At 40.0% G+C, this 22601-nt stretch carries 39 protein-coding genes and 1 tRNA gene; 39 read left to right on the top strand and 1 reads right to left on the bottom strand.

The annotated features are described in order from the left end of the window. Positions 1 to 88: 88 nt before the first annotated feature. The 32 genes from H4J52_RS01115 to H4J52_RS01270 all read left to right on the top strand — a co-directional run bounded on the left by H4J52_RS01115 (position 89) and on the right by H4J52_RS01270 (position 17883). Complete coding sequence (locus H4J52_RS01115; protein WP_182224106.1) at positions 89 to 622, top strand: RNA polymerase sigma factor; 534 nt, start codon at positions 89 to 91, stop codon at positions 620 to 622. After that, on the top strand, positions 612 to 1160 hold the full coding sequence (locus H4J52_RS01120; protein WP_182224107.1) for a hypothetical protein: 549 nt from the start codon (positions 612 to 614) through the stop codon (positions 1158 to 1160). Before H4J52_RS01115 ends, H4J52_RS01120 begins: the two co-directional genes overlap by 11 nt. Beyond that, positions 1144 to 2736, top strand: coding sequence for a PDZ domain-containing protein (locus H4J52_RS01125; protein WP_182224108.1), 1593 nt, complete (start codon positions 1144 to 1146; stop codon positions 2734 to 2736). The genes H4J52_RS01120 and H4J52_RS01125 overlap by 17 nt, the downstream gene beginning before the upstream one ends. A gap of 217 nt (positions 2737 to 2953) precedes the next feature. Next, entirely contained in the window at positions 2954 to 3265 is a 312-nt protein-coding gene (rpsJ, locus tag H4J52_RS01130; protein ID WP_070375080.1) for a 30S ribosomal protein S10, read from the top strand. Between the two features lie 12 nt (positions 3266 to 3277). Then, positions 3278 to 3916: a 50S ribosomal protein L3 gene (gene rplC, locus H4J52_RS01135; protein ID WP_182180561.1), complete on the top strand. Its 639-nt coding sequence runs from the start codon at positions 3278 to 3280 to the stop codon at positions 3914 to 3916. Between the two features lie 15 nt (positions 3917 to 3931). Further along, a complete protein-coding gene (rplD, locus tag H4J52_RS01140; RefSeq protein ID WP_182180559.1) occupies positions 3932 to 4537 on the top strand; it encodes a 50S ribosomal protein L4 in 606 nt (201 codons plus the stop codon). Beyond that, complete coding sequence (gene rplW / locus H4J52_RS01145) at positions 4534 to 4836, top strand: 50S ribosomal protein L23 (RefSeq protein ID WP_182180558.1); 303 nt, start codon at positions 4534 to 4536, stop codon at positions 4834 to 4836. Before rplD ends, rplW begins: the two co-directional genes overlap by 4 nt. Positions 4837 to 4848: 12 nt before the next feature. Beyond that, positions 4849 to 5673 carry a 50S ribosomal protein L2 gene (gene rplB, locus H4J52_RS01150; RefSeq protein WP_182180556.1) on the top strand — a complete coding sequence of 275 codons (825 nt, stop codon included), beginning with the start codon at positions 4849 to 4851 and terminating at the stop codon, positions 5671 to 5673. Between the two features lie 86 nt (positions 5674 to 5759). Beyond that, the gene (gene rpsS / locus H4J52_RS01155) at positions 5760 to 6035 is read left to right on the top strand and encodes a 30S ribosomal protein S19 (protein ID WP_070375075.1); all 276 of its coding nucleotides are present in this window, start codon (positions 5760 to 5762) and stop codon (positions 6033 to 6035) included. 10 nt (positions 6036 to 6045) lie between these two features. Next, positions 6046 to 6378, top strand: a complete 333-nt coding sequence (rplV, locus tag H4J52_RS01160; protein ID WP_182180554.1) for a 50S ribosomal protein L22 — start codon at positions 6046 to 6048, stop codon at positions 6376 to 6378. Between the two features lie 12 nt (positions 6379 to 6390). Further along, on the top strand, positions 6391 to 7086 hold the full coding sequence (gene rpsC, locus H4J52_RS01165) for a 30S ribosomal protein S3 (RefSeq protein ID WP_070375073.1): 696 nt from the start codon (positions 6391 to 6393) through the stop codon (positions 7084 to 7086). 10 nt (positions 7087 to 7096) lie between these two features. Further along, complete coding sequence (gene rplP / locus H4J52_RS01170; RefSeq protein WP_070375072.1) at positions 7097 to 7510, top strand: 50S ribosomal protein L16; 414 nt, start codon at positions 7097 to 7099, stop codon at positions 7508 to 7510. Next, positions 7510 to 7701 (top strand): 50S ribosomal protein L29, encoded by a 192-nt coding sequence (gene rpmC / locus H4J52_RS01175; RefSeq protein ID WP_070375071.1) that lies wholly within the window; start codon positions 7510 to 7512, stop codon positions 7699 to 7701. The genes rplP and rpmC overlap by 1 nt, the downstream gene beginning before the upstream one ends. Continuing rightward, positions 7701 to 7952 carry a 30S ribosomal protein S17 gene (gene rpsQ, locus H4J52_RS01180; RefSeq protein WP_182224109.1) on the top strand — a complete coding sequence of 84 codons (252 nt, stop codon included), beginning with the start codon at positions 7701 to 7703 and terminating at the stop codon, positions 7950 to 7952. The genes rpmC and rpsQ overlap by 1 nt, the downstream gene beginning before the upstream one ends. A gap of 337 nt (positions 7953 to 8289) precedes the next feature. Beyond that, positions 8290 to 8658 (top strand): 50S ribosomal protein L14, encoded by a 369-nt coding sequence (gene rplN, locus H4J52_RS01185; RefSeq protein WP_070375069.1) that lies wholly within the window; start codon positions 8290 to 8292, stop codon positions 8656 to 8658. A gap of 12 nt (positions 8659 to 8670) precedes the next feature. After that, positions 8671 to 8985, top strand: coding sequence for a 50S ribosomal protein L24 (gene rplX / locus H4J52_RS01190; protein WP_182180550.1), 315 nt, complete (start codon positions 8671 to 8673; stop codon positions 8983 to 8985). A 15-nt stretch (positions 8986 to 9000) separates the two neighbouring features. Further along, entirely contained in the window at positions 9001 to 9546 is a 546-nt protein-coding gene (gene rplE, locus H4J52_RS01195) for a 50S ribosomal protein L5 (protein ID WP_182180548.1), read from the top strand. A gap of 4 nt (positions 9547 to 9550) precedes the next feature. Further along, positions 9551 to 9856, top strand: coding sequence for a 30S ribosomal protein S14 (rpsN, locus tag H4J52_RS01200; RefSeq protein ID WP_070375066.1), 306 nt, complete (start codon positions 9551 to 9553; stop codon positions 9854 to 9856). Positions 9857 to 9875: 19 nt separating this feature from the next. Next, positions 9876 to 10265: a 30S ribosomal protein S8 gene (gene rpsH, locus H4J52_RS01205; protein ID WP_146799770.1), complete on the top strand. Its 390-nt coding sequence runs from the start codon at positions 9876 to 9878 to the stop codon at positions 10263 to 10265. Positions 10266 to 10275: 10 nt separating this feature from the next. Then, a complete protein-coding gene (rplF, locus tag H4J52_RS01210) occupies positions 10276 to 10809 on the top strand; it encodes a 50S ribosomal protein L6 (RefSeq protein ID WP_182180546.1) in 534 nt (177 codons plus the stop codon). Between the two features lie 9 nt (positions 10810 to 10818). Further along, entirely contained in the window at positions 10819 to 11172 is a 354-nt protein-coding gene (gene rplR / locus H4J52_RS01215; RefSeq protein WP_070375064.1) for a 50S ribosomal protein L18, read from the top strand. A gap of 9 nt (positions 11173 to 11181) precedes the next feature. Further along, positions 11182 to 11691: a 30S ribosomal protein S5 gene (gene rpsE, locus H4J52_RS01220; protein ID WP_070375063.1), complete on the top strand. Its 510-nt coding sequence runs from the start codon at positions 11182 to 11184 to the stop codon at positions 11689 to 11691. Positions 11692 to 11697: 6 nt separating this feature from the next. Then, positions 11698 to 11877, top strand: a complete 180-nt coding sequence (gene rpmD, locus H4J52_RS01225; RefSeq protein WP_070375062.1) for a 50S ribosomal protein L30 — start codon at positions 11698 to 11700, stop codon at positions 11875 to 11877. A gap of 2 nt (positions 11878 to 11879) precedes the next feature. Next, positions 11880 to 12314 carry a 50S ribosomal protein L15 gene (rplO, locus tag H4J52_RS01230; protein ID WP_182180544.1) on the top strand — a complete coding sequence of 145 codons (435 nt, stop codon included), beginning with the start codon at positions 11880 to 11882 and terminating at the stop codon, positions 12312 to 12314. Positions 12315 to 12320: 6 nt separating this feature from the next. After that, positions 12321 to 13649, top strand: a complete 1329-nt coding sequence (secY, locus tag H4J52_RS01235) for a preprotein translocase subunit SecY (RefSeq protein ID WP_182180542.1) — start codon at positions 12321 to 12323, stop codon at positions 13647 to 13649. Positions 13650 to 13687: 38 nt separating this feature from the next. Beyond that, the gene (gene rpmJ / locus H4J52_RS01240) at positions 13688 to 13801 is read left to right on the top strand and encodes a 50S ribosomal protein L36 (RefSeq protein WP_083277954.1); all 114 of its coding nucleotides are present in this window, start codon (positions 13688 to 13690) and stop codon (positions 13799 to 13801) included. Positions 13802 to 13959: 158 nt separating this feature from the next. Then, entirely contained in the window at positions 13960 to 14316 is a 357-nt protein-coding gene (gene rpsM / locus H4J52_RS01245; RefSeq protein WP_070375059.1) for a 30S ribosomal protein S13, read from the top strand. Positions 14317 to 14329: 13 nt separating this feature from the next. Next, complete coding sequence (gene rpsK / locus H4J52_RS01250) at positions 14330 to 14719, top strand: 30S ribosomal protein S11 (RefSeq protein ID WP_070375058.1); 390 nt, start codon at positions 14330 to 14332, stop codon at positions 14717 to 14719. A 32-nt stretch (positions 14720 to 14751) separates the two neighbouring features. After that, positions 14752 to 15372, top strand: coding sequence for a 30S ribosomal protein S4 (gene rpsD / locus H4J52_RS01255; protein WP_182180540.1), 621 nt, complete (start codon positions 14752 to 14754; stop codon positions 15370 to 15372). A gap of 24 nt (positions 15373 to 15396) precedes the next feature. Continuing rightward, complete coding sequence (locus H4J52_RS01260; protein WP_182180538.1) at positions 15397 to 16386, top strand: DNA-directed RNA polymerase subunit alpha; 990 nt, start codon at positions 15397 to 15399, stop codon at positions 16384 to 16386. 43 nt (positions 16387 to 16429) lie between these two features. After that, complete coding sequence (gene rplQ / locus H4J52_RS01265) at positions 16430 to 16834, top strand: 50S ribosomal protein L17 (RefSeq protein WP_182180536.1); 405 nt, start codon at positions 16430 to 16432, stop codon at positions 16832 to 16834. Between the two features lie 149 nt (positions 16835 to 16983). Next, positions 16984 to 17883 carry a phosphoribulokinase gene (locus tag H4J52_RS01270; RefSeq protein ID WP_182180534.1) on the top strand — a complete coding sequence of 300 codons (900 nt, stop codon included), beginning with the start codon at positions 16984 to 16986 and terminating at the stop codon, positions 17881 to 17883. Between the two features lie 46 nt (positions 17884 to 17929). Here the strand turns inward: H4J52_RS01270 and H4J52_RS01275 are convergent, their stop codons facing one another. Further along, positions 17930 to 18334, bottom strand: coding sequence for an OsmC family protein (locus H4J52_RS01275; RefSeq protein WP_182180532.1), 405 nt, complete (start codon positions 18332 to 18334; stop codon positions 17930 to 17932). Positions 18335 to 18584: 250 nt separating this feature from the next. Between H4J52_RS01275 and H4J52_RS01280 the strand changes: the two genes are divergently transcribed. The 7 genes from H4J52_RS01280 (at position 18585) to rplL (ending at position 22393) form a co-directional block, all read left to right on the top strand. Next, positions 18585 to 18661 (top strand) — tRNA-Trp (locus H4J52_RS01280). Between the two features lie 87 nt (positions 18662 to 18748). Next, positions 18749 to 19129, top strand: a complete 381-nt coding sequence (gene secE / locus H4J52_RS01285) for a preprotein translocase subunit SecE (protein ID WP_182180530.1) — start codon at positions 18749 to 18751, stop codon at positions 19127 to 19129. A gap of 2 nt (positions 19130 to 19131) precedes the next feature. Continuing rightward, positions 19132 to 19728, top strand: coding sequence for a transcription termination/antitermination protein NusG (gene nusG, locus H4J52_RS01290; protein ID WP_220460067.1), 597 nt, complete (start codon positions 19132 to 19134; stop codon positions 19726 to 19728). Positions 19729 to 20003: 275 nt separating this feature from the next. Then, positions 20004 to 20432 (top strand): 50S ribosomal protein L11, encoded by a 429-nt coding sequence (gene rplK, locus H4J52_RS01295; protein WP_182180528.1) that lies wholly within the window; start codon positions 20004 to 20006, stop codon positions 20430 to 20432. 3 nt (positions 20433 to 20435) lie between these two features. Beyond that, on the top strand, positions 20436 to 21140 hold the full coding sequence (rplA, locus tag H4J52_RS01300; protein ID WP_182180526.1) for a 50S ribosomal protein L1: 705 nt from the start codon (positions 20436 to 20438) through the stop codon (positions 21138 to 21140). Between the two features lie 299 nt (positions 21141 to 21439). Next, complete coding sequence (gene rplJ / locus H4J52_RS01305) at positions 21440 to 21934, top strand: 50S ribosomal protein L10 (RefSeq protein WP_182224110.1); 495 nt, start codon at positions 21440 to 21442, stop codon at positions 21932 to 21934. A gap of 99 nt (positions 21935 to 22033) precedes the next feature. Continuing rightward, positions 22034 to 22393 carry a 50S ribosomal protein L7/L12 gene (gene rplL, locus H4J52_RS01310; protein WP_182180522.1) on the top strand — a complete coding sequence of 120 codons (360 nt, stop codon included), beginning with the start codon at positions 22034 to 22036 and terminating at the stop codon, positions 22391 to 22393. Positions 22394 to 22601: the final 208 nt, after the last annotated feature.

A 22601-nucleotide genomic window follows, 5' to 3' on the forward strand; every position in this document is an offset into this window, starting at 1 on the left:
ATTGCGTTGTAAGTTGTTAAGTCAATGAAAGCACACTTTATCAATAATAGTGGCACACACATTGAAGAAAAGGGATTTGGAGGAGTAGATGTTAAAAATTAACGTTTTATCAGGAATGTTAGCCGGAGAGAATGAGGCTTTTGAAAAGTGTTATCGGCTTTTCTCCCCTGCACTTTATGGTTTTATTATTAGGATTTGCCGAGATGAATCTACCGCTAATGATTTATTGCAAGATACATTTGTGGACGCCTTTAATTCAATAGGATCGTTTGATAAGAATCGCTGCTTTGCTTCATGGATAAAGAGGATCGGTTTTAATAATACCTTAAATAATATTAAGAAAGTAAAAAGACAACAAGAGGTGTTTTCACAATTAACTTACCTTTTTACTGATGGCAGTTATGTAAATAATGAAGCAGAAAATCAAAACTTATTAGATAACTTATTAGCACAAATAACGGAGACTGAGAGAATGGTTTTATGGTTGTCAGTGGTTGAGCAATATAAGCATGATGAAATAGGGCGTATATTCAATAAAACCGCGAGCTTTTCAAAATCTACGCTTTCACGCACCTTAAAAAAGTTAAAAATAAAATCTGAGGCTAAAAAATATGCAGGATAATAAAATTGAAAGTGCAGATTTACTAACAGCTGCAGACGAAGATCATGTTAGGGAAATTACTGACAATGAAGATGAGCGAACTAAGATGTCAGCCTTAATACAATCTTCTAAAATGTCTGCACTTAGCGTCCCTAATGAAATTAACTGGCTTAAAATTCAAGGCCGAATTCAACCGATAATTGCCGCTCCACATCACGTTAAAGAGCCAACTGTTGTGCCTTTTTACATTAAATCTTTTGCTGTAGCTGCATCAACAATCTTTTTAGCAATGGGCTGGCTAGTTTTTAGCAATTATCAATTACACAATCAATTAGAACAAGTGTTATTAACAAATCAACAATTAGAATCAAAACTTATAAATCCTAAAGTCACTACCTATGAACAAGTGTTTTTTGTTCAAAAATTAAATGATATTGATAAAAAATTACAAAATATTAGCGCTTTAGATCAAAAAGTAACACTTCTTCAAAAGCGAAGTGTTCTTATTTTAGAGCTCTATAAAACACAACAGGGAGTCAGCGATGTATTCAGTATATAAAAGTCATAAATTTGTATTAGGTTTAGTTTTGTTATTGGGGATAACGACGCATACAGTTTCAGCTAAGGAGTGTTCATCTTTACAACTAAAACAGACCAAAATAGAAGGTGAAACTTACCTCTCAAGAATAAGACTTAGCAATGGTTTGATGTTAGAGAGTGAAATTAAAAAGTATACAAGTGGCCTCAGCACTAGAACACTTCGTACCGGTCTTATTGGTGGAGATGAATTAAGGACGCTAAACGCCAGTAAACTCTATTATTTAGAACCAGGTGAACACAGCGTAACAGTGGAACTATGGAAAAAGGATGATTTGGAGACGTATTACACAGATTTTATGCGTGGAACCGATAGCCCTAAATCACCTGAACGCTTATCAACCTTTAGATTGAGAGTAGAAGATAATCATGCATATCAGGTGGTTTTTAGTCTCGATGGTCAGGTAACACTCAGTGCAGAAAAGTCATTATGCGTATTAGACAATAATTATATTCTTGGAGCTATCACGAGCAAAGTTGATGAGATTAAAAGTAGTGAAAAATTGCCGCCTGAACTTGAAAAACGCCTAAGGGTGGTGATGAATAAACTCTTTGATAATGTGCAACCTTTAGGTCTTATTAATAGTGAAGTAAGTCAATATTTTGGTGCGGTTAAAGACGAAAATTATAAAGACAAAGACGGCGGGGTAAGATTACTAAGCGTTTTGCCTTTTTCATTAGCTCATAAACTGGGGTTACTTAGCGGAGATGTAATAGTAAGTTACGGCGATCCTGCTTATAGTAACTTAACAGAATTACTCACGGCACTTGACTATAAAAAAGAAATGAAACTTGAGGTCTTAAGGAATAGTTCATTAGTCGCGCTTAACATGGTGTATGAGCCTGTTGTTGTGCCGCAAGTAACCTATGGTCGCGATAAAAACGATATTCAAAAAACACTTATTGAAGGGGTAGAGTTTGATCATGAATTACAGTTTGAATATGAACGACTTATGCTTGAAATTACAGAATACTATCGAAATAAAAATTACAAAGGTCGGCTCAACATAGTAAGAGACAATACCTTGAACGAACAATTTGGTCTTATAGGTACATTAGACAAAGTCTCAGGTTCAAAATATAGCATTGTTGTTGATGAAGTCTTGCCTCATAGTGCAGCTAAGGCTATAGGACTTAAAGTTGGTGATATAATAGTCTCAGTGAATGATAAAGTAATGAACACACGATACATCACGCATATTAATGAAGAGTTAAAAAATCTAGCAGTAGGAGAAGAGTATACTATAGCTATAGAACGCCAAGGTAAAAGTATAGCTTTGACCGAGAAATTTACAGCAAGTGCTTTTTTATCTTTTAATTTAATAATAGAACTAGACTCTGTGGACACCTATTACGCTAACTTAGCATCGATAAAAAGTGTGAACAAAGATATTAAAGATTTTACACAGTTACTTAGGAACAGCCAGGGAACTCGGAGTTCTCCTACAAAGAGCAGGATTTCCGGGAAGGGGCCGTCTACACCTTGGCAATCGAGTAATAAGAGATCAGGAAAAGAAAGCAAAAGCTCAGAAAAATAGTTAACGAATATCTTTGTCTTGCTATATATCTTTGCTTATGTATAATACGCATCCGCATATAGCTCAGGCTTTGTGCGGATTTCTACTTATGCCAACATGGATAAGTACTACAGCAGCTCCGATAGGGAGTTGAATGTTATTAGCGATACACCCCCCTTTTACATATAAAAGGTGATGGGATGTATTTTGTTGTTCTTTAAAAATGGGGATTTGATTAATGTCAAATCAAAGAATTCGCATTCGTTTGAAAGCGTTCGATCATCGTTTGATTGATCAATCAACAGCTGAAATCGTAGATACTGCAAAACGCACTGGTGCACAGGTTCGTGGTCCAATTCCACTTCCTACACGTAAAGAGCGTTTTACTATCTTGACTTCTCCACACGTTAACAAAGATGCGCGAGATCAGTACGAAATTCGTACTCACAAACGCATGATTGATATCGTAGAGCCAACTGAAAAGACTGTAGACGCATTAATGCGTTTAGATCTTGCAGCTGGCGTTGACGTTCAAATCAGCTTGGGTTAAGGGGTTTTAACAATGACTATTGGTCTAGTTGGACGTAAAGTAGGCATGACTCGTATCTTCACTGAAGATGGCGTATCAACACCTGTAACCGTTCTAGAAGTTGAAGCCAACCGTATTTCTCAAGTGAAAACTTTAGAAACTGACGGTTACTCAGCGCTTCAAGTTACAACAGGTAGCCGCAAGGCTAGCCGTGTTACAAAACCAGCAGCGGGTCATTTCGCTAAAGCTGGCGTTCAAGCAGGCCGTGGCCTGTGGGAATTCCGCTTAAACGAAAATGAAGGCGAAGGTTTAGAGTTGGGCAGTGAATTAACTGTTTCAATTTTCGATGACATAAAATTAGTAGACGTAACTGGCACGTCAAAAGGTAAAGGTTTCCAAGGCGGTATTAAGCGCTGGAACTTTACTATGCAACATGCCACTCATGGTGTTTCTTTATCACATCGTTCTAACGGTTCGTTAGGTCAGTGTCAAACACCAGGTCGCGTTTTCAAAGGTAAGAAAATGTCTGGTCACATGGGTTCTGTGCGTTGTACTACACAAAACCTTGAATTGGTTCGCGTTGACGCAGAACGTAACTTGCTCCTTATTAAAGGTGCGGTTCCGGGTGCAATCAACGGTAACGTAATCATCAAACCAGCTGTTAAAGCCTAGTCCGGGAGATTCGTGATGGAATTATCATTAAAAGACGCTTCAGGTGCTCTTGAAGTTTCTGAAGCAACTTTTGGACTTGAGTTTAACGAAGCATTAGTACATCAAGTAGTAGTTGCATATGCAGCTGGCGCTCGTCAAGGTACTCGTGCTCAAAAGACTCGTTCAGAAGTAAGCGGCGGTGGCGCAAAACCTTGGCGTCAAAAAGGTACTGGCCGTGCTCGTGCTGGTACTACCCGTGGTCCAATTTGGCGTTCTGGTGGCGTAACATTCGCTGCTAAACCTCAAGACCACAGCCAAAAAGTAAACCGTAAAATGTACCGTGGTGCGATTAAAAGCATCTTATCTGAGTTAGTTCGTCAAGATCGCTTAGTCGTGGTAGAAAATTTTACTGTTGAAACACCAAAAACTAAAGAATTAGTAGCTAAACTTAACGGCTTGGAGTTAAAAGATGTATTAATCATCACTCCAGAAGTTGATGAGAACTTGTTCTTGTCAGCACGTAACTTATATAAAGTTGACGTTCGTGACGTAGACGGTATTGACCCAGTTAGCTTGGTTGGTTTCGAGAAAGTTTTGATGACTGCTACTGCAGTTAAACAACTTGAGGAGATGTTAGGATGATAAGCGAAGAACGTTTGTTAAAAGTGCTTTTAGCACCGAACATTTCTGAGAAAAGCACAATGGCCGCTGAAGCAAACAACACTGTTGTTTTCAAAGTTGTCACTAGTGCTACTAAAGCTGAAATCAAAGCTGCTGTTGAGAAACTTTTTGAAGTTTCAGTAGACGGTGTTCGCACATTAAATGTTAAAGGTAAAGTGAAACGTACTGGTGCTCGTTTTGGTCGCAGAAGCGACTGGAAGAAAGCCTACGTTACTCTTGCTGAAGGCAGCGACATCGACTTCGTCGGCGCGGAATCATAGGAGTTTACGAAAATGGCTATAGTTAAATGTAAACCTACTTCTCCGGGTCGTCGCCACGTAGTTAAAGTGGTAAACACGGAGTTGCATAAAGGTAAGCCTTACGCACCATTATTAGACACTAAGTCTAAGTCTGGTGGCCGTAACAATACCGGTCGTATTACAGTTCGTCACGTTGGTGGTGGTCACAAGCAACATTACCGCATGATCGACTTTAAACGTAACAAAGATGGTATCCCTGCAAAAGTTGAGCGTTTGGAATATGATCCAAACCGTTCTGCTAACATTGCACTTGTATTATATGCAGATGGTGAACGTCGTTATATCTTAGCCCCTAAAGGCTTAAGCGCTGGAGATACAATCCAGTCAGGTATCGATGCTCCAATCAAGCCAGGTAATACAATGCCACTTCGCAACACACCATTAGGTAGTGTTGTGCATGCAATCGAACTTAAGCCAGGTAAAGGTGCACAAATTGCACGTGCTGCTGGTACTTACGCTCAGTTAGTTGCTAAAGACGGTGCATATGTCACTTTACGTCTTCGCTCTGGCGAAATGCGTAAAATTGAGTCTGACTGTCGTGCTACTTTAGGTGAAATCGGCAATTCTGAACACATGCTTCGCTCTTTGGGTAAAGCTGGTGCTTCAAGATGGCGCGGTATTCGCCCAACTGTTCGTGGTGTTGCCATGAACCCAGTTGATCACCCACACGGTGGTGGTGAAGGTAAAACATCTGGCGGTCGTCACCCGGTATCCCCTTGGGGCGTACCAACTAAGGGTTACAAGACTCGTTCAAACAAACGTACTGATAAATTTATCGTGCGTCGTCGTACTAAATAGTACATTTAATTAATACTCTGAATGTGGAGCTTAGGTTACTTCGGTAAGGTTAAGTTCACATGAAGGGTAAATAAAGAGGATTCACCATGCCACGTTCTCTCAAGAAAGGTCCATTTATAGACCTACACTTGCTGACGAAGGTAGAGAAAGCTCTGGAAAGCGGGAATAAAAAGCCAATTAAAACCTGGTCTCGTCGTTCAATGATCATCCCTACGATGATCGGATTGACCATAGCTGTCCATAATGGCCGTCAACACGTACCTGTATTTGTAACTGATGAAATGATCGGTCACAAATTAGGAGAATTTGCACCAACTCGTACTTATCGCGGTCATATCGCTGATAAGAAAGCGAAGAAATAGGGGAAATTAAATGGAAGCTATCGCTATACATAAATTTGCCCGCGGTTCTGCTCAAAAAGCACGTTTAGTTGTGGATCAAATCCGCGGCTTACATGTAGAGAAAGCACTTGAAATACTAACTTTCAGCAACAAGTCAGCTGCTGAATTAGTTAAAAAAGTACTTAACTCTGCAATTGCTAATGCTGAGCATAACGAAGGTGCAGACATTGATGAACTTATCGTAAAAACTATTACGGTTGATGATGGTCCAACAATGAAACGTATCCGACCTCGTGCAAAAGGCCGTGCGGATCGTATAATTAAACGTACAAGCCACATAACTGTGATTGTATCTGATAACTAGGAGTATATTAGTATGGGTCAAAAAGTTCATCCTAACGGTATTCGCTTAGGTATCACGAAACCTTTCGCGTCTACTTGGTTTGCAAGTAATAAAGACTTCGCTGAAAATTTACGCGGTGACCATTTGGTTCGCGAATATTTGAAAGAGAAGCTTGTCCGTGCATCATTATCTAAAGTAGTGATTGAACGTCCAGCTAAATCTATCCGCGTAACAATTCACACGGCTCGTCCGGGTGTAGTTATCGGTAAGAAAGGCGAAGATGTTGAAAAACTACGTTTAGCTGTTTCTAAAATTGCTGGTGTTCCTGCTCAAATCAACATCGCTGAAGTACGTAAGCCAGAAATGGATGCGCAGCTTGTTGCCGACAGCATTGCTAGTCAATTAGAACGTCGTGTGATGTTTCGTCGCGCTATGAAACGTGCTGTACAAAATGCTATGCGTCTAGGCGCAAAGGGTATTAAAGTACAAGTAAGTGGTCGTTTAGGCGGTGCAGATATTGCACGTGCTGAATGGTATCGTGAAGGTCGTGTACCACTACACACTTTACGTGCTGACATCGACTATGCTATTGCACGCGGTAACACAACTTATGGTGTTATTGGTATCAAAGTGTGGATCTTTAAAGGTGAAATCATTGGTAATATGCCTCTACAGGCAGAAGTACCAGCGGCTAAACCTAAAAGAAAAAACAACCGCAAGCCTAAGTAGGAGCTAAGTAATGTTACAACCAAAACGTACTAAATTCCGTAAGCAATTTAAAATGCGCAACCGTGGTCTTGCACACGTCGGTAGTTCAGTTAGCTTCGGTACTTTCGGTTTAAAATCAATGGAACGTGGTCGTATGACTGCGCGTCAGATTGAAGCGGCACGTCGAGCAATGACTCGTCACGTTAAGCGACAAGGTAAAATCTGGATACGTGTATTCCCTGATAAGCCAATTACTAAAAAGCCTCTTGAGGTTCGTATGGGTAAAGGTAAAGGTTCAGTGGAATATTGGGTATGCCAAATTCTACCAGGCCGTGTTCTTTATGAAATGGAAGGTGTATCGGAAGAAATCGCACGCGAAGCATTTGCTTTAGCCGCGGCTAAACTTCCGTTCAAAACATCTTTCGTAACTAGAACGGTGATGTAATGAAAGCTAGTGAATTAAAAGATAAAAGCATTGAAGAGCTAAATACTGAAATGCTTGCATTATTACGCGAACAGTTTAACTATCGCATGCAAGCAAGCACAGGACAATTAGCACAAACTCATTTGCTAAGAACGGTACGTCGCAATATTGCACGTGTAAAGACTATCATAACTGAAAAGGCAGGTAAGTAATGAGCGAAGCTAAAATCCGCACACTACAAGGTCGTGTTGTCAGTGATAAAATGGATAAGTCTATCACTGTATTAATAGAACGTCGTGTTAAGCACCCAATGTATGGTAAGTACCTTACGCGTTCAACTAAGTTGAAAGCGCATGATGAGACAAACCAATGCAACGAAGGTGATTTAGTAACAATTCGTGAAGTTGCACCAATTTCAAAGTCTAAAAACTGGACTTTAGTTGATGTAATCACTAAAGCATAATTTACTTTTAGTAAATTTGTTTTAACGAACGTGTTTAATAAAAACCCTATCACACTGTGATAGGGTTTTTTTATGCCTGAAAGACAGCCTTTTTCGTAATAATAAAAATCAGAGTTGATAATATTTTACAATATTGATGGTGTTAATTATTTCCAAGCTATGAAATTGTTTATTTTTTAGCTAAATAAAGTATCACTTTAACTTTTGCGGTGTTATAATCTCGCGCCCTCCGAATTCGTTTGACGTTTTTATGGGGGAGTAGAAGGCAGTGACGGGTCAAATTTCTGGCCTTAAATTATATCTAAGTTAATTTAGATAAATAGCGGAGTAAAACTCAATGATCCAAATGCAATCACAACTGAACGTAGCTGATAACAGCGGCGCTCGACGTGTACAGTGTATAAAGGTTCTTGGTGGTTCGCACCGTCGCTACGCGCGTATCGGTGATATCATTAAAATTGCAGTGAAGGAATCAAATCCTCGTGGCAAAGTTAAAAAAGGTGATGTTCTGACTGCGGTAGTTGTGCGCACTAAGAAAGGTGTTCGTCGTTCAGATGGTTCAACCATCCGTTTTGATGAAAACGCGGCTGTAATGTTAAATGCTAACTTACAACCAATTGGTACTCGTATTTTCGGTCCAGTGACGCGTGAACTTCGTAATGAAAAGTTCATGAAAATCGTTTCACTTGCACCTGAAGTACTATAAGGAGTCACGATAATGGCATCTAAGATTCGTCGTGATGATGAAGTTATTGTACTAGCTGGCAAAGACAAGGGTAAGACTGGTAAAGTCACTAAAGTTCTTGTTGAAGACAGTAAAGTATTTGTAGAAGGCATAAACTTAATCAAGAAACACACTAAGCCTGTACCTCAGTTACAGCAACCTGGTGGGATTATTGAAAAAGAAGCTTCTTTACAAGTTTCAAACGTAGCGATTGTTAACCCTAAAACGGGTAAAGCAGATCGTGTAGGATTTAGAGTTGAAGACGGCAAAAAAGTTCGTTTCTTCAAATCTAACAACGAACTAGTTTAATTATTGGAGTAAACGATGGCGAAACTGCATGATTTTTACAAAGATACTGTTGTAGACGACCTTCAGAAGAAGTTCGAATATAAGAGTGTCATGCAAGTCCCTCGGATTGAAAAGATCACCCTTAACATGGGTGTTGGTGAAGCTATTGCTGATAAAAAAGTATTAGACCATGCCACAAATGATCTTACTGCAATCTCAGGTCAAAAACCAGTTACGACTGTAGCACGCAAATCTGTTGCGGGCTTTAAGATCCGTGAAGGTTACCCTATTGGTACAAAAGTAACTCTACGTGGCGAACGTATGTGGGAATTTTTAGAGCGTTTAATTTCGATCTCTATTCCTCGTATCCGCGATTTCCGTGGCTTAAACCCTAAGTCATTCGATGGCCGTGGTAACTACAGCATGGGCGTACGTGAGCAAATAATCTTCCCTGAAATCGATTACGATAAAATCGATAAAATTCGTGGGATGGATATTACTATCACTACTAGCGCGAAGAGCAATGAAGAAGGACACGCATTGTTGTCTGCCTTTAGCTTCCCGTTTAAGAACAAGGTGTAGAGTTATGGCTAAAACGTCAATGAAAGCTCGTGAAGCTAAAAGAACCAAATTAGTAGCACAATATGCTGAAAAGCGTAGTGCATTGAAAGCAATTATCTCTAACGATAACTCTTCTGAAGAAGATCGTTGGGATGCTGTATTGAAACTTCAAAGTTTACCTCGTGATTCATCAAGTAGTCGTCAACGTAACCGTTGTAATATTACTGGTCGTCCGCATGGTTTCTTACGTAAATTCGGTTTAAGCCGAATCAAATTGCGTGAAGCAATGATGCGTGGTGAAGTTCCAGGTCTTAAGAAAGCTAGTTGGTAATTCACGGGAGTAAATTGTTATGATGACTGATCCTATCGCGGACATGTTTACACGCATCCGCAACGGTCAATCTGCAGCTAAAGTTGCAGTTACAATGCCATCTTCTAAGGTTAAAGTTGCTATTGCCAACTTGCTTAAAGAAGAAGGTTATGTATCAGAGTTTTCAGTGTCAGGCGAAGTTAAGCCTGAGTTATCTGTAACTTTGAAATATTTTGAAGGTAAAGAAGTAATAGAAACGATCAAACGTGTTTCACGTCCTGGTCTTCGTATATACAAAAGCTGTGATGAACTTCCTAAAGTTCTAGCAGGTATGGGTATTGCGATTGTATCTACTTCTAAAGGTCTGATGACTGATCGCGCTGCTCGCTCTGCGGGTATCGGCGGTGAAATCATCGGTTTCGTAGCGTAAGGAGAAATATATGTCTCGTGTTGCAAAAGCACCTGTCGTTGTTCCTGCTGGCGTTACTGTTACGTTATCAGGTCAAGACATTCAAGTTAAAGGTCCAATGGGCGAATTATCTCGCACGATCCATAGTGACGTTGTTATTTCTCAAGAAGAAAATAGCATCATTACTAATATCGTTGCTGATGTTAAAGGCGCATGGGCTCAAGCAGGTACTGCACGTGCTTTAATCAATAATATGGTTGAAGGTGTTAGTACAGGTTATGCAAAAACATTGTTATTAAACGGTGTTGGTTATCGTGCAAAAGCTGCAGGTAAGTCATTAAGCTTATCTCTAGGTTTATCACATCCAGTTAACCACGCTATCCCTGATGGGATTACCGTTGAAACTCCTAGTCAAACTGAAATCATACTGAAAGGTGCTGATAAACAGTTGGTTGGTCAAGTTGCTGCAGACATTCGTTCATACCGTAAGCCAGAGCCTTATAAAGGTAAAGGTATACGTTATAGTGACGAGCATGTTCGCCGTAAAGAAGCTAAAAAGAAGTAGGATAATACTATGGATAAGAAAACATCTCGTTTGCGCCGCGCTAAACGCGCTCGTGCAAAAATTAGCGAGTTGGGTGCGAATCGTTTAGTTGTATTTCGTACTCCTCGCCACATTTACGCGCAATTGATCGCTCCAACGGGTTCTGAAGTTATCGCATCTGCGTCTACTTTAGACAAAGAAATCAGTGCTCAGTTAGATAAAACAGGTAACGTTGCCGCAGCAACTGCAGTCGGTACAGCAATTGCTGAACGTGCAGTAGCTAAAGGGATCACAAGCATTGCTTTTGATCGCTCTGGTTTCCGTTATCACGGTCGCGTAAAAGCGTTAGCAGAAGCAGCTCGTGAAGCTGGCCTGCAGTTCTAGGAGTTGATAATGGCTAATCATAATCAAGAAAACTCACAACAAAGTGATATGGCTGAAAAGCTAATCGCCGTTAACCGCGTTTCAAAAGTGGTTAAAGGTGGTCGCATATTCAGTTTCACTGCTCTTACAGTAGTTGGTGATGGTGCTGGTCGCGTTGGTTTCGGATACGGTAAAGCACGTGAAGTGCCTGCTGCAATCCAGAAAGCAATGGAAAAAGCACGTCGTAACATAGTAACCGTTGATCTGAAGGGTACAACTCTTCAGCATGTCATTATTGGCAAGCACTCTGGTTCTAAAGTTTACATGCAACCAGCTTCTGAAGGTACAGGTATCATCGCCGGTGGCGCGATGCGTGCAGTACTAGAAGTAGCAGGTGTTCAGAACGTATTGTCAAAAGCATACGGTTCTACTAACCCGATCAACGTAGTTCGTGCTACTGTTTCAGCTCTTGCGAATATGAAATCGCCGGCAGGTGTTGCAGCTAAGCGTGGCAAAACCGTTGCAGACATACTGGGGTAATTGAGCATGGCTAAAACAGTAAAAGTAACTCAAATGAAAAGTTCTATCGGTCGTTTACCGAAGCATAGAGCTACATTAAGAGGTCTTGGATTACGTCGTATCCGTCATACAGTAGAGTTAGAAGATACTCCATCTGTACGCGGTATGATTAACACAGTATCTTATATGGTTAAGGTGGAGGACTAATTATGCATTTAAATACTTTATCTCCTGCACCAGGTGCAAAGAAAGCTAAGAAGCGCTGTGGGCGTGGTATTGGTTCAGGCATAGGTAAAACAGGCGGACGTGGCCATAAAGGTCAGAAGTCTCGTTCTGGCGGTAGTGTACGTCCAGGTTTCGAAGGTGGTCAAATGCCATTGAAACAACGTTTACCTAAGTTTGGTTTCACGTCACGTAAATCTTTAGTTCGCGCTGAAGTACGTCTACATGAACTAAATAACATCACAGGTGATGTTGTCGATATCTTTGCTCTTAAAGATGCAAACCTAATTACACGTAACATTAAGACAGCAAAAATTATGTTGTCTGGTGAAATTAACCGTCCAATTACGGTTCGTGGTTTAGGTGTTACTAAAGGCGCACGTGCAGCTATTGAAGCTGCTGGCGGAAAAATCGAGGAATAGTACAGCATGGCTACACCAGGAATGGCTACTTCACAAAGTGGTAAAGGCGCAGGCGGAATGTCTGAGCTTAAGCAAAGATTATGGTTTGTTCTCGGCGCCCTCATTGTGTTCCGTTTAGGATCATTTGTGCCAATCCCTGGTATTGACGCCGCTGTATTAGCTCAGTTGTTTGAACAACAAAAGGGCACCATTGTAGAAATGTTTAACATGTTCTCTGGTGGTGCACTTGAGCGAGCCTCTGTATTGGCGCTAGGTATTATGCCGTACATCTCAGCTTCAATTATCATGCAATTGCTCACTGTGGTTCATCCCGCAATGGCAGAGCTGAAAAAAGAAGGTGAAGCTGGACGTCGTAAGATCAGCCAATACACCCGCTACGGCACGTTAGTCTTAGCGACAGTACAATCAATTGCAATTGCAAGAAGTTTACCAGGAATGATGCCGGGTCTAGTAATGGACGCTGGTTTTGGTTTCTACTTTGCTGCGGTAGTAAGTTTAGTAACCGGTACCATGTTTTTGATGTGGTTAGGCGAACAAATTACTGAACGTGGTATTGGTAACGGTATATCAATCTTGATTTTTGCAGGTATTGTTGCTGGCATGCCGTCGGCTGTTGCACAAACAGCTGAAATGGCGCGTCAAGGTGAATTGCACTTATTAGTATTATTGCTGATGTGTGTCATAGTATTCGCTGTAACATTTTTTGTAGTATTTGTGGAACGTGGTCAACGACGTATTGTTGTTAACTATGCTAAACGTCAGCAAGGCCGTAAGGTTTTTGCTGCCCAAAGCACACATTTACCACTGAAAGTGAATATGGCTGGTGTTATACCACCAATCTTTGCATCAAGTATTATCTTGTTCCCTGGCACTCTAGCGAGCTGGTTCGGGCAAGGTGAAGGTGCAGTTGCTGACTTTTTACAAGAAGTATCTATTGCTATTTCTCCAGGTCAGCCGTTGTACGTTATGTTACTTGCCGCAGCGATAATATTTTTCTGTTTCTTTTACACGGCTCTTGTTTTCAATCCGCGTGAAACAGCAGATAACCTAAAAAAATCAGGTGCGTTTATTCCTGGGATACGTCCTGGCGAGCAAACGTCTAAATATATAGATAAAGTGATGACACGTTTAACCCTAGCCGGTGCGTTGTATATTACCTTTATCTGTTTGGTACCTCAGTTCATGATCATCGCATGGGACGTTCAGTTCTACTTCGGTGGTACATCATTACTTATTATAGTAGTGGTTATTATGGACTTTATGGCACAAGTACAAACGCATATGATGTCTCATCAATATGATAATGTGCTTAAGAAAGCTAACTTAAAAGGTTAGGCCGTTAGGCTTAATTTAATAGGTAAACGGAGTATAAAATGAAAGTACGTGCATCCGTAAAAAAGATTTGTCGTAATTGTAAAGTGGTTAAACGCAAAGGCGTAGTACGCATTCTTTGTGTTGAACCTAAGCACAAGCAAAGACAAGGTTAAGTTTAGATTTATCTAAGCTGACAGCAATATCTTTTAGAAGTAGCATTGTGCAGAGATTTCTGTATAATGCCGCTTCGATTTGCAGAAAAGAAGACGGGTTGGGTATCCTAACGGGCTTTCCAACCTGATAATTTTAACCTTAAATAGGAGATGTGTTAGTGGCCCGTATCGCTGGCATTAACATCCCTGATCGTAAGCATGCAGTAATCGCCATTACTGCGATTTTCGGTATCGGAGCGACTCGCGCAAAAGCAATTTGTGCAGCCGCAGGTATCGCAGAATCAACGAAGATCAGTGAATTAGACGAAGCAAAAATAGATTTGCTACGTGCTGAAGTGGATAAATACACCGTAGAAGGTGATTTACGCCGTGAAGTTTCAATGAATATTAAACGTCTTATGGATTTAGGTTGTTACCGTGGCATACGTCATCGTCGCAGTCTTCCTCTACGTGGTCAACGCACTAAAACAAATGCGCGTACCCGTAAAGGTCCTCGTAAGCCAATTAAGAAGTAAGAGGAACTAGACAATGGCTAAAACACCTGTACGTACGCGTAAACGCGTTAAAAAACAAGTTGCTGATGGCATGGCTCATATCCACGCCTCTTTCAACAACACAATCGTAACTCTTACAGATCGTCAAGGTAATGCTTTATCTTGGGCAACTGCGGGTGGTTCAGGTTTTCGTGGTTCACGAAAATCAACACCCTTCGCTGCTCAGGTAGCTGCAGACCGCGCTGGCGCCGCTGCAAAAGAGTTTGGTTTGAAGAATATTGAAGTGTTCGTTAAAGGCCCTGGACCAGGACGTGAGTCTGCTATCCGTGCTTTAAATGCTGCTGGTTTTAAAATCACCAACATTACTGACGTTACGCCTATTCCTCATAATGGTTGTCGTCCTCCTAAGAAACGTCGCGTTTAATCGCACTTTTCTAGGATAGTTGGAGAAAGAAAATGGCTAGATATTTAGGTCCTAAGTTAAAGCTTAGTCGTCGCGAAGGAACAGATTTGTTCCTTAAAAGCGGTGTTAGAGCAATTGACACTAAATGTAAAATCGAAACAATACCAGGTCAGCACGGCGCACGTCGCGGTCGTTTGTCTGATTACGGTATTCAACTTCGTGAAAAACAAAAAGTTCGTCGTATATATGGCGTACTAGAAAAGCAATTCCGTAATTACTATAAAGAAGCGGCTCGTTTGAAAGGTAATACAGGTGAAAACTTGTTACAACTTTTAGAGAAGCGTCTTGATAATGTAGTATACCGTATGGGCTATGCAAGCACTCGTGCTGAAGCCCGTCAACTTGTTAGCCATAAAGCTATCGTAGTTAACGGCGTAGTTGTTAATATTCCATCTTTCAATGTTAAAGCTGAAGATGCAGTTTCTATTCGTGAGAAATCTAAAACTCAAGCACGTATTATCGCTGCTTTAGAATTAGCTGAACAACGTGAGAAACCAGTCTGGGTTGAAGTAGATAACAAGAAACTTGAAGGCGTTTTTAAACGTGTTCCTGATCGTTCTGACTTGTCTGCTGAAATTAATGAACAGTTAATTGTTGAACTTTACTCTAAGTAAAGTAGCACTTAAGAGAGGACACATATGCAGGGTTCTGTAACCGAATTCCTTAGACCACGACTGGTTGGTATTGAAACCATTAGTGCAACTCGTGCTAAGGTAACTTTAGAGCCATTAGAACGTGGTTTTGGTCATACTTTAGGTAATGCGTTACGTCGCATTCTTTTATCTTCAATGCCAGGTTGTGCTGTAACTGAAGTTGAAATTGATGGCGTTCTACACGAATACAGTAGTAAAGAGGGTGTTCAAGAAGACATCATCGAAATATTGTTGAACCTTAAGGGATTAGCTATAAGTTTAGAAGGTAAAAACGAAGCTGTTATTACTTTAACTAAATCCGGTGAAGGCCCTGTAACGGCAGCTGATATCCAACATGACGGTGATGTAGAAATTGCAAATCCAAATCATGTAATCTGTAATTTAACAGGTGAAGGTTCTATCAGTATGCGCATCAAAATTGAAATGGGACGTGGTTATGTTCCTGCTTCAGTAAGACGCGACGCCGAGGATGAAGATCGTGCTATAGGACGTTTGTTAGTAGATGCTTCGTTCAGTCCAGTTGTAAGAATTGCTTACGATGTTGACTCAGCTCGAGTTGAACAGCGTACCGATTTAGACAAACTTGTACTTGATATGGAAACCAATGGTACATTGGATCCAGAAGAGGCTATTCGTCGTGCTTCAACGATTTTAGCTGAACAGCTAGATGCGTTTGTAGAATTGCGTGATATTAAAGAAGTAGAGCAAGTAGAAGCTAAGCCTTTATTTGACCCTATTTTGCTTCGTCCAGTAGATGATCTTGAATTAACAGTTCGTTCAGCTAACTGTTTAAAAGCAGAAGCAATTCAATATATTGGCGATTTAGTACAGCGTGCAGAAGTTGAACTTCTTAAAACACCTAATTTAGGTAAGAAGTCTTTAACAGAAATCAAAGACGTTTTGGCGTCTCGTGGTTTATCTTTAGGTATGCGCCTTGAAAATTGGCCACCTGAAAGCATCGCTGATAACGACTAATTCGTTCATCATTTTTTTAATAGTTTGAGAGAAGGATTAACTTATGCGCCATCGTCAAAGCGGTCGCCAGTTAAACCGTAATAGCAGTCATCGTAAAGCGATGTTCCGCAATATGGCAAGCTCTTTAGTTAAGCACGGTCTTATTAGAACGACTGTAGCAAAAGCTAAAGAACTACGTATGGTAATAGAGCCATTGATTACATTGGCTAAGACCGACAGTGTTGCAAATCGCCGTTTAGCGTTTGCTCGTACACAAGATAAAGAAGTAGTAGGTATTTTATTTAACGAACTTGGTGCTCGTTACCAAGACCGTCCAGGTGGATATACTCGCGTTTTAAAATGCGGTTTCCGTACTGGTGATAAAGCACCTATGGCTTACATTGAATTAGTAGACCGTCCTGCAGTTGAAGATGCTGTAGAAGAAGTTGAAGAATCAGTTGAAGCATAATTTAGCCTAGCTAAATTTACTTTAAAATTAAAAACGGAGCTTCGGCTCCGTTTTTGTTTTTAAAAATAAGCTAAATGATATTTTTGTAAAACTTGACCCACCTTCAAATTCTCCGTATAACATTTATCTTACCCCAAAGAGAATTAACTATGTCATCACGCAACCCTATTATTGCTGTAACCGGATCCTCAGGTGCAGGTACGTCTACTACAATAGAGTCGTTTGCACACATATTTCGGTCTCTTGGAGTCACTCCTGCTACAGTCGAAGGTGACAGCTTTCATCGATATTCCCGACAAGAAATGGATCTAGAGAAACGTAAAGCAAGAGAGGAGCGAAGAAACATTAGTTACTTTGGCGATGAGGCTAATGACTTTGATGCTTTAGAAAAGCTTTTTAGAAACTATTCTGAAACAGGTAAAGGGGAGATGCGCCGATACCTTCATACATTCGACGAAGCGGTTCCTTATAATCAAATGCCTGGTACATTTACACCATGGGAAAAGTTAGCAGATGGCACAGACTTGCTCTTCTATGAAGGATTACATGGTGGGGTTGTTACCAAAAAAAACGATGTCGCGAAGCATGTTGATTTATTAATTGGCATGGTACCGATAGTAAACCTAGAATGGATCCAGAAAATAATTCGTGATACTAATCATCGTGGACATAGTCGAGAAGCAGTCACTGCGAGTATCGTTCGTAGCATGGAAGATTATATTTCTTACATTACACCGCAGTTTTCAAAAACACATATCAATTTCCAACGTGTACCTACGGTTGATACGTCAAACCCTTTTAGTGCAAAAGCGATCCCTAGTCTTGATGAAAGCTTTGTCGTCATCCGCTTTCGTGAAGCAACTGGTGTAGACTTTCCTTATTATTTATCAATGATTGATGGAGCATTTATGTCACGTATTAATACTTTAGTTGTGCCTGGGGGAAAGATGGGGCTTGCCATGGAGTTACTTTTAACGCCACTTATTCAAGATTTAATGAATAAGAAACATAAAGCTAATCAGCAGTTAGATTGGATGACTGATTTATAGAACAAAGGTGCTGTGTTTAAAAAGACTACAGCACCAATAATATCGGTTAATCGTCAATAATCTCAAAGTCATGAGTAATATTAACCGTTTTATTCAACATTAATGCTACGGAGCAGTATTTATCGGCTGAAAGTTTAACCGCTCTTTCGACATGCTTTTCAGCGACTTCTTGCCCTGTGATAACAAAGCGAAGATGGATGTCTGAAAACATTTTTGGTACAGAATCTACACGTTTTGCTTGGATATCTACACGACAAGCACTGATGTTTTGGCGCGATTTTTCTAGAATACTAACAATATCAACTGAGGAACACGCCCCTAAAGAAATGAGAACATTTTCTAGTGGACTAGGCGCAGAGGTTCCTGCATTCGCGTCTAAAAGAATTGTATGGCCGCTATCAGAAGTGCCCATAAATAATTCTTTACCCATCCATTTTACACTTGCCTTCATTGTTATACCTTATAGTTACTTATTATCTAATAATATCTTAACTTGCATCGATAGAATTTTACTAGTGATCAGTTGAGATAACGGGAAAAAGATATTTCAAACCAAGAAACATCAGACAAAACAAAATATCACTTGAGAAAAGTAATATCATTAGTATAATAGCGCCTCACTTCTTGAGTCTCTTTTAATTCCCAAAAAACTAAGATTCACCAGAAAAGTGAAACTCTTCATCTAAGATGAAAAGTAAATTAGGGGTATAGTTCCAATTGGTAGAACAGCGGTCTCCAAAACCGATGGTTGGGAGTTCGAATCTCTCTACCCCTGCCATATTTTATAAAGTAGTTTTTAATACTTTTGAAGTAACTTCAGTGATGAAGTTAACATGCCATAGGCAAATATTTACGGGTCAATATTATGAATGCAAGTACAGAAAGCCAGCCAAACGGGTCTCTTGATTCACTAAAGTGGATGATCGTCCTCCTTCTTTTAGCTGGAGTCGTTTTCGCTAATTATTTCTACGGTGATGAATCCGTTTTATATCGTGCGATAGGTGCAGTCGTAGGTATAGTTGTTGCTGGTTTTATCGCCATGCAAACAGTTAAAGGCCACAATGCCGTTGCATTCGCAAAAGAATCACGTACTGAAATTCGTAAAGTTGTCTGGCCAACTCGCCAAGAAGCTATACAAACGACAGGTATCGTTTTATTTGCTACTTTTATCATGTCACTCGTTATGTGGGGACTTGATTCTACTCTATTTTGGGTAGTTGGCTTTATTACAGGTTTACAGGTTTAATTATGACTGAAGAAAATTTACCATCTGAAGAGAATGAACAAAACGAAGAAAAAGTAGTGAATACGAACCCAAAGTTGCGTTGGTATGTTGTTCAAGCTTTCTCTGGCTATGAAGGTCGAGTGCAAAAAACATTAGTTGAGCATATCGAGATTCAGGGCTTACATGAAAAGTTTGGTCAAATACTTGTTCCTACCGAAGAAGTTGTTGAAATGCGTGCAGGTCAAAAGCGTAAAAGTTCACGTAAATTCTTTCCAGGTTATGTTTTAGTTCAAATGGAAATGGATGTTGAAGCATGGCATCTAGTAAAAAGTGTGCCACGCGTATTAGGCTTCATTGGTGGAACCAGTGATCGTCCAGCGCCTATTTCACAAAAAGAAGCTGATCGTATTTTGCAACGTCTCGAAGATACTGATAAGCCTCGTCCTAAGACACTCTTTGAGCCCGGCGAAGTGGTTCGTGTTATTGACGGTCCATTTGCCGACTTTAATGGTGTTGTTGAAGAATTAGATTACGATAAAAACCGTATTAAAGTATCGGTTTTGATTTTTGGTCGCTCTACACCAGTAGATTTAGAGTTTGGTCAAGTCGAAAAAGGCTAGTACCTCAATAAAACCATACAATACACAAAAGGCTAAAGATGTAAATCTTTAGCCTTTTTCTTTGCCCTTAATAAAAAAATACTGTTATTGTTCAGTACGTATAAGGCCAGCAAAACTTTCTATTTAAAAAACTTGTGTAACTTGCCCTATTTAATATATAATCCGCTGCCTATTTTTTTTAAACGACATTGTTGCTTAAAAAAAAACAGGGTAAATCGTACAACGGGGAGCTGAATAGTCTTTAGCGTTTGAACCCAAACTAAAGGTATTGAAAAATGGCTAAGAAAGTCCAAGCTTTAATCAAGCTACAAGTTGCTGCTGGTGCAGCAAATCCGTCACCGCCTGTTGGTCCTGCATTAGGTCAACACGGTGTGAACATCATGGAATTCTGTAAAGCGTTTAACGCAAAAACAGATTCTTTAGAAAAAGGCGCTCCAGTTCCAGTAGTTATTACTGTCTACAGTGACCGTTCTTTCACGTTCGAAACAAAAACTCCACCTGCATCTTACTTATTAAAGAAAGCAGCTGGCATAAAAAGCGGCTCTGGTCGTCCTAACACAGATAAAGTTGGAACTGTTACTACAGCACAACTTGAAGAAATTGTTAAGACAAAAGAATCTGATTTAACTGCTAGTTCATTAGAAGCTGCAGTGCGTACCATTGCGGGTTCTGCTCGTTCAATGGGTTTAGTGGTAGAGGACTAATCAATGACTAAATTATCAAAACGCGCTCGTCTTATCCGTGAAAAAGTAGACGTATTAAAAGATTATGACATTGCAGAAGCAATCTCATTATTAAAAGAATTAGCAACTGCTAAATTCCGTGAAAGTGTAGATGTTGCTGTAAATCTTGGCATCGATGCTCGTAAATCAGACCAAAATGTACGTGGCGCAGCTGTATTACCAAATGGTACAGGTCGTGATGTTCGTGTTGCTGTATTTACACAGGGTGCAAATGCTGAGAAAGCGAAAGAAGCTGGTGCTGACATCGTAGGTATGGAAGATTTAGCTGAATTAGTTAAAAAAGGCGAGATGAACTTTGATGTTGTTATCGCTTCTCCAGATGCTATGCGTGTTGTTGGTCAACTAGGTCAGATATTAGGCCCTCGTGGTTTAATGCCTAACCCAAAAGTTGGTACCGTAACGCCAGATGTTGTAACCGCTATTAACAATGCAAAATCGGGTCAAATCCGTTACCGCAATGATAAAAACGGTATCATCCATACTACTATTGGTAAGGCTGATTTCGACGACGCTAAATTACAAGAAAACCTAGAGTTCTTATTGGAAGCTTTAAAGAAAGCTAAACCAGCAAATGCTAAAGGTCAGTATATTAAGAAACTTTCTATTTCAACTACAATGGGTGCCGGTGTATCGGTAAACCAAGCTAGTTTGACAGCAGTTTCTAAGTAAAGTCCCTATCATGGTACTTTACAAGGGTTAAATTATAGACTATAATTTCGCCCTTAAAAATTTTGGTAGGTGTTGTTTTCTTCTTTAACAAGATTAAACAACCCCGTCAAAGACCGTAGGAGTTTTATCGATAATTATTTATCACATTTAACTTAATTTTTCCTACGTAGATGGTGATTACCCAGTATTTCCTAATTCTGGTCCTCGCCGTAACGGCCTAAGTTAATGACTGTAAAAGGTAGTAGCTTAGGGATAGTAAATACCGGTTTATGTAACCGGTGAACCAGGAGTTAAAGCCAATGGCTATCAATCTTGATGACAAAAAGGCAATTGTTGCTGAAGTTCAAGAAGCTGCTAGTGGTGCTCACTCAGTTGTAATCGCGGATGCCCGTGGTGTTACAGTTGAAGCAATTACTGCATTGCGTAAGCAAGCACGTGAAAATGGCGTATGGATGAAGGTTGTTCGTAACACATTAGCACGTCGTGCAGTAGAAGGTACTCAATTTGAATGTGTTTCTGACGTATTCAAAGGTCCTTCATTAGTTGCTTTTTCATCTGATCACCCAGGTGCTGCTGCACGTTTATTCACAGACTTCGCTAAAAAGAACGAAGCCTTTGAATTAAAAGCAGCTGCATTTGAAGGTAATTCAGTAGACGTAAATATGTTAGCTAAGCTACCTACTTACGACGAAGCGATTGCACGTTTAATGAGCGCAATGAAAGAAGCATCTGCAGGCAAATTGGTCCGCACGATTGCTGCAGTACGCGATCAGAAAGAACAAGAAGCTGCTTAATAATTGTTTACCTCTTAAATTTAAGAGCACAATTTGCACTTTTTGTATTTATAGTTATTTATAACAACCTTAGGTTGTTAATTGAACAGGAAATTAAAAATGTCTATTTCTAAAGACGATATCCTAAACGCAGTTGCTGAAATGTCAGTAATGGACGTTGTTGCTTTAATTGAAGCAATGGAAGAAAAATTTGGCGTATCTGCATCAGCTGCTGTTGCCGCTGCTGGACCTGCTGAAGCTGCTGAAGAGCAAACTGAATTCAACGTTATTATGACTAGCTTCGGTGAGAAGAAAGTTGCAGTAATTAAAGCAGTTCGTGGCGCTACAGGTTTAGGCCTTAAAGAAGCTAAAGACTTAGTTGAAGCTCTTGGCACTGTTAAAGAAGGCGTTGATAAAGCTGAAGCTGATTCGCTTAAGACACTTCTTGAAGAAGCTGGTGCTTCTGTTGAGATCAAATAATCTGTTTTTAAACAGATTATTTGCCTGAAAAGGCAATGGCTGGTGACTTTAAAGTTACCGGCCTTTTTGCGCTAAAGAAAGTGGTTTTTTTAAACCAAAAAAGTGCATAATTTGATACTAAATGTATTAAGTATCATTGCAATATCCTGTCTGATACCAATTGGATTAGCTAACAAAATGTATGAAACTATACTAAAGTTGTCTAGTC

Source organism: Colwellia sp. MB02u-14 (assembly GCF_014076915.1).
Taxonomy (GTDB): domain Bacteria; phylum Pseudomonadota; class Gammaproteobacteria; order Enterobacterales; family Alteromonadaceae; genus Colwellia_A.

Coding starts and splice junctions, on each gene's coding strand:
- H4J52_RS01115 (WP_182224106.1), top strand. CDS start 89: ATGTTAAAAATTAACGTTTTATCAGGAATGTTAGCCGGAGAGAATGAG.
- rpsE (WP_070375063.1), top strand. CDS start 11,182: ATGGCTAATCATAATCAAGAAAACTCACAACAAAGTGATATGGCTGAA.
- rplV (WP_182180554.1), top strand. CDS start 6,046: ATGGAAGCTATCGCTATACATAAATTTGCCCGCGGTTCTGCTCAAAAA.
- rpmJ (WP_083277954.1), top strand. CDS start 13,688: ATGAAAGTACGTGCATCCGTAAAAAAGATTTGTCGTAATTGTAAAGTG.
- rplF (WP_182180546.1), top strand. CDS start 10,276: ATGTCTCGTGTTGCAAAAGCACCTGTCGTTGTTCCTGCTGGCGTTACT.
- rplX (WP_182180550.1), top strand. CDS start 8,671: ATGGCATCTAAGATTCGTCGTGATGATGAAGTTATTGTACTAGCTGGC.
- rpsN (WP_070375066.1), top strand. CDS start 9,551: ATGGCTAAAACGTCAATGAAAGCTCGTGAAGCTAAAAGAACCAAATTA.
- rpsJ (WP_070375080.1), top strand. CDS start 2,954: ATGTCAAATCAAAGAATTCGCATTCGTTTGAAAGCGTTCGATCATCGT.
- rpmC (WP_070375071.1), top strand. CDS start 7,510: ATGAAAGCTAGTGAATTAAAAGATAAAAGCATTGAAGAGCTAAATACT.
- rplL (WP_182180522.1), top strand. CDS start 22,034: ATGTCTATTTCTAAAGACGATATCCTAAACGCAGTTGCTGAAATGTCA.
- rplK (WP_182180528.1), top strand. CDS start 20,004: ATGGCTAAGAAAGTCCAAGCTTTAATCAAGCTACAAGTTGCTGCTGGT.
- rpsK (WP_070375058.1), top strand. CDS start 14,330: ATGGCTAAAACACCTGTACGTACGCGTAAACGCGTTAAAAAACAAGTT.
- H4J52_RS01275 (WP_182180532.1), bottom strand. CDS start 18,334: ATGAAGGCAAGTGTAAAATGGATGGGTAAAGAATTATTTATGGGCACT.
- rplW (WP_182180558.1), top strand. CDS start 4,534: ATGATAAGCGAAGAACGTTTGTTAAAAGTGCTTTTAGCACCGAACATT.
- rplO (WP_182180544.1), top strand. CDS start 11,880: ATGCATTTAAATACTTTATCTCCTGCACCAGGTGCAAAGAAAGCTAAG.
- rpsQ (WP_182224109.1), top strand. CDS start 7,701: ATGAGCGAAGCTAAAATCCGCACACTACAAGGTCGTGTTGTCAGTGAT.
- rplJ (WP_182224110.1), top strand. CDS start 21,440: ATGGCTATCAATCTTGATGACAAAAAGGCAATTGTTGCTGAAGTTCAA.
- rpsH (WP_146799770.1), top strand. CDS start 9,876: ATGATGACTGATCCTATCGCGGACATGTTTACACGCATCCGCAACGGT.
- rpsC (WP_070375073.1), top strand. CDS start 6,391: ATGGGTCAAAAAGTTCATCCTAACGGTATTCGCTTAGGTATCACGAAA.
- rplA (WP_182180526.1), top strand. CDS start 20,436: ATGACTAAATTATCAAAACGCGCTCGTCTTATCCGTGAAAAAGTAGAC.
- H4J52_RS01125 (WP_182224108.1), top strand. CDS start 1,144: ATGTATTCAGTATATAAAAGTCATAAATTTGTATTAGGTTTAGTTTTG.
- rplR (WP_070375064.1), top strand. CDS start 10,819: ATGGATAAGAAAACATCTCGTTTGCGCCGCGCTAAACGCGCTCGTGCA.
- rplB (WP_182180556.1), top strand. CDS start 4,849: ATGGCTATAGTTAAATGTAAACCTACTTCTCCGGGTCGTCGCCACGTA.
- rpmD (WP_070375062.1), top strand. CDS start 11,698: ATGGCTAAAACAGTAAAAGTAACTCAAATGAAAAGTTCTATCGGTCGT.
- rpsS (WP_070375075.1), top strand. CDS start 5,760: ATGCCACGTTCTCTCAAGAAAGGTCCATTTATAGACCTACACTTGCTG.
- rplP (WP_070375072.1), top strand. CDS start 7,097: ATGTTACAACCAAAACGTACTAAATTCCGTAAGCAATTTAAAATGCGC.
- rplN (WP_070375069.1), top strand. CDS start 8,290: ATGATCCAAATGCAATCACAACTGAACGTAGCTGATAACAGCGGCGCT.
- nusG (WP_220460067.1), top strand. CDS start 19,132: ATGACTGAAGAAAATTTACCATCTGAAGAGAATGAACAAAACGAAGAA.
- secY (WP_182180542.1), top strand. CDS start 12,321: ATGGCTACACCAGGAATGGCTACTTCACAAAGTGGTAAAGGCGCAGGC.
- rplE (WP_182180548.1), top strand. CDS start 9,001: ATGGCGAAACTGCATGATTTTTACAAAGATACTGTTGTAGACGACCTT.
- secE (WP_182180530.1), top strand. CDS start 18,749: ATGAATGCAAGTACAGAAAGCCAGCCAAACGGGTCTCTTGATTCACTA.
- rplD (WP_182180559.1), top strand. CDS start 3,932: ATGGAATTATCATTAAAAGACGCTTCAGGTGCTCTTGAAGTTTCTGAA.
- rplQ (WP_182180536.1), top strand. CDS start 16,430: ATGCGCCATCGTCAAAGCGGTCGCCAGTTAAACCGTAATAGCAGTCAT.
- H4J52_RS01120 (WP_182224107.1), top strand. CDS start 612: ATGCAGGATAATAAAATTGAAAGTGCAGATTTACTAACAGCTGCAGAC.
- H4J52_RS01260 (WP_182180538.1), top strand. CDS start 15,397: ATGCAGGGTTCTGTAACCGAATTCCTTAGACCACGACTGGTTGGTATT.
- rplC (WP_182180561.1), top strand. CDS start 3,278: ATGACTATTGGTCTAGTTGGACGTAAAGTAGGCATGACTCGTATCTTC.
- H4J52_RS01270 (WP_182180534.1), top strand. CDS start 16,984: ATGTCATCACGCAACCCTATTATTGCTGTAACCGGATCCTCAGGTGCA.
- rpsD (WP_182180540.1), top strand. CDS start 14,752: ATGGCTAGATATTTAGGTCCTAAGTTAAAGCTTAGTCGTCGCGAAGGA.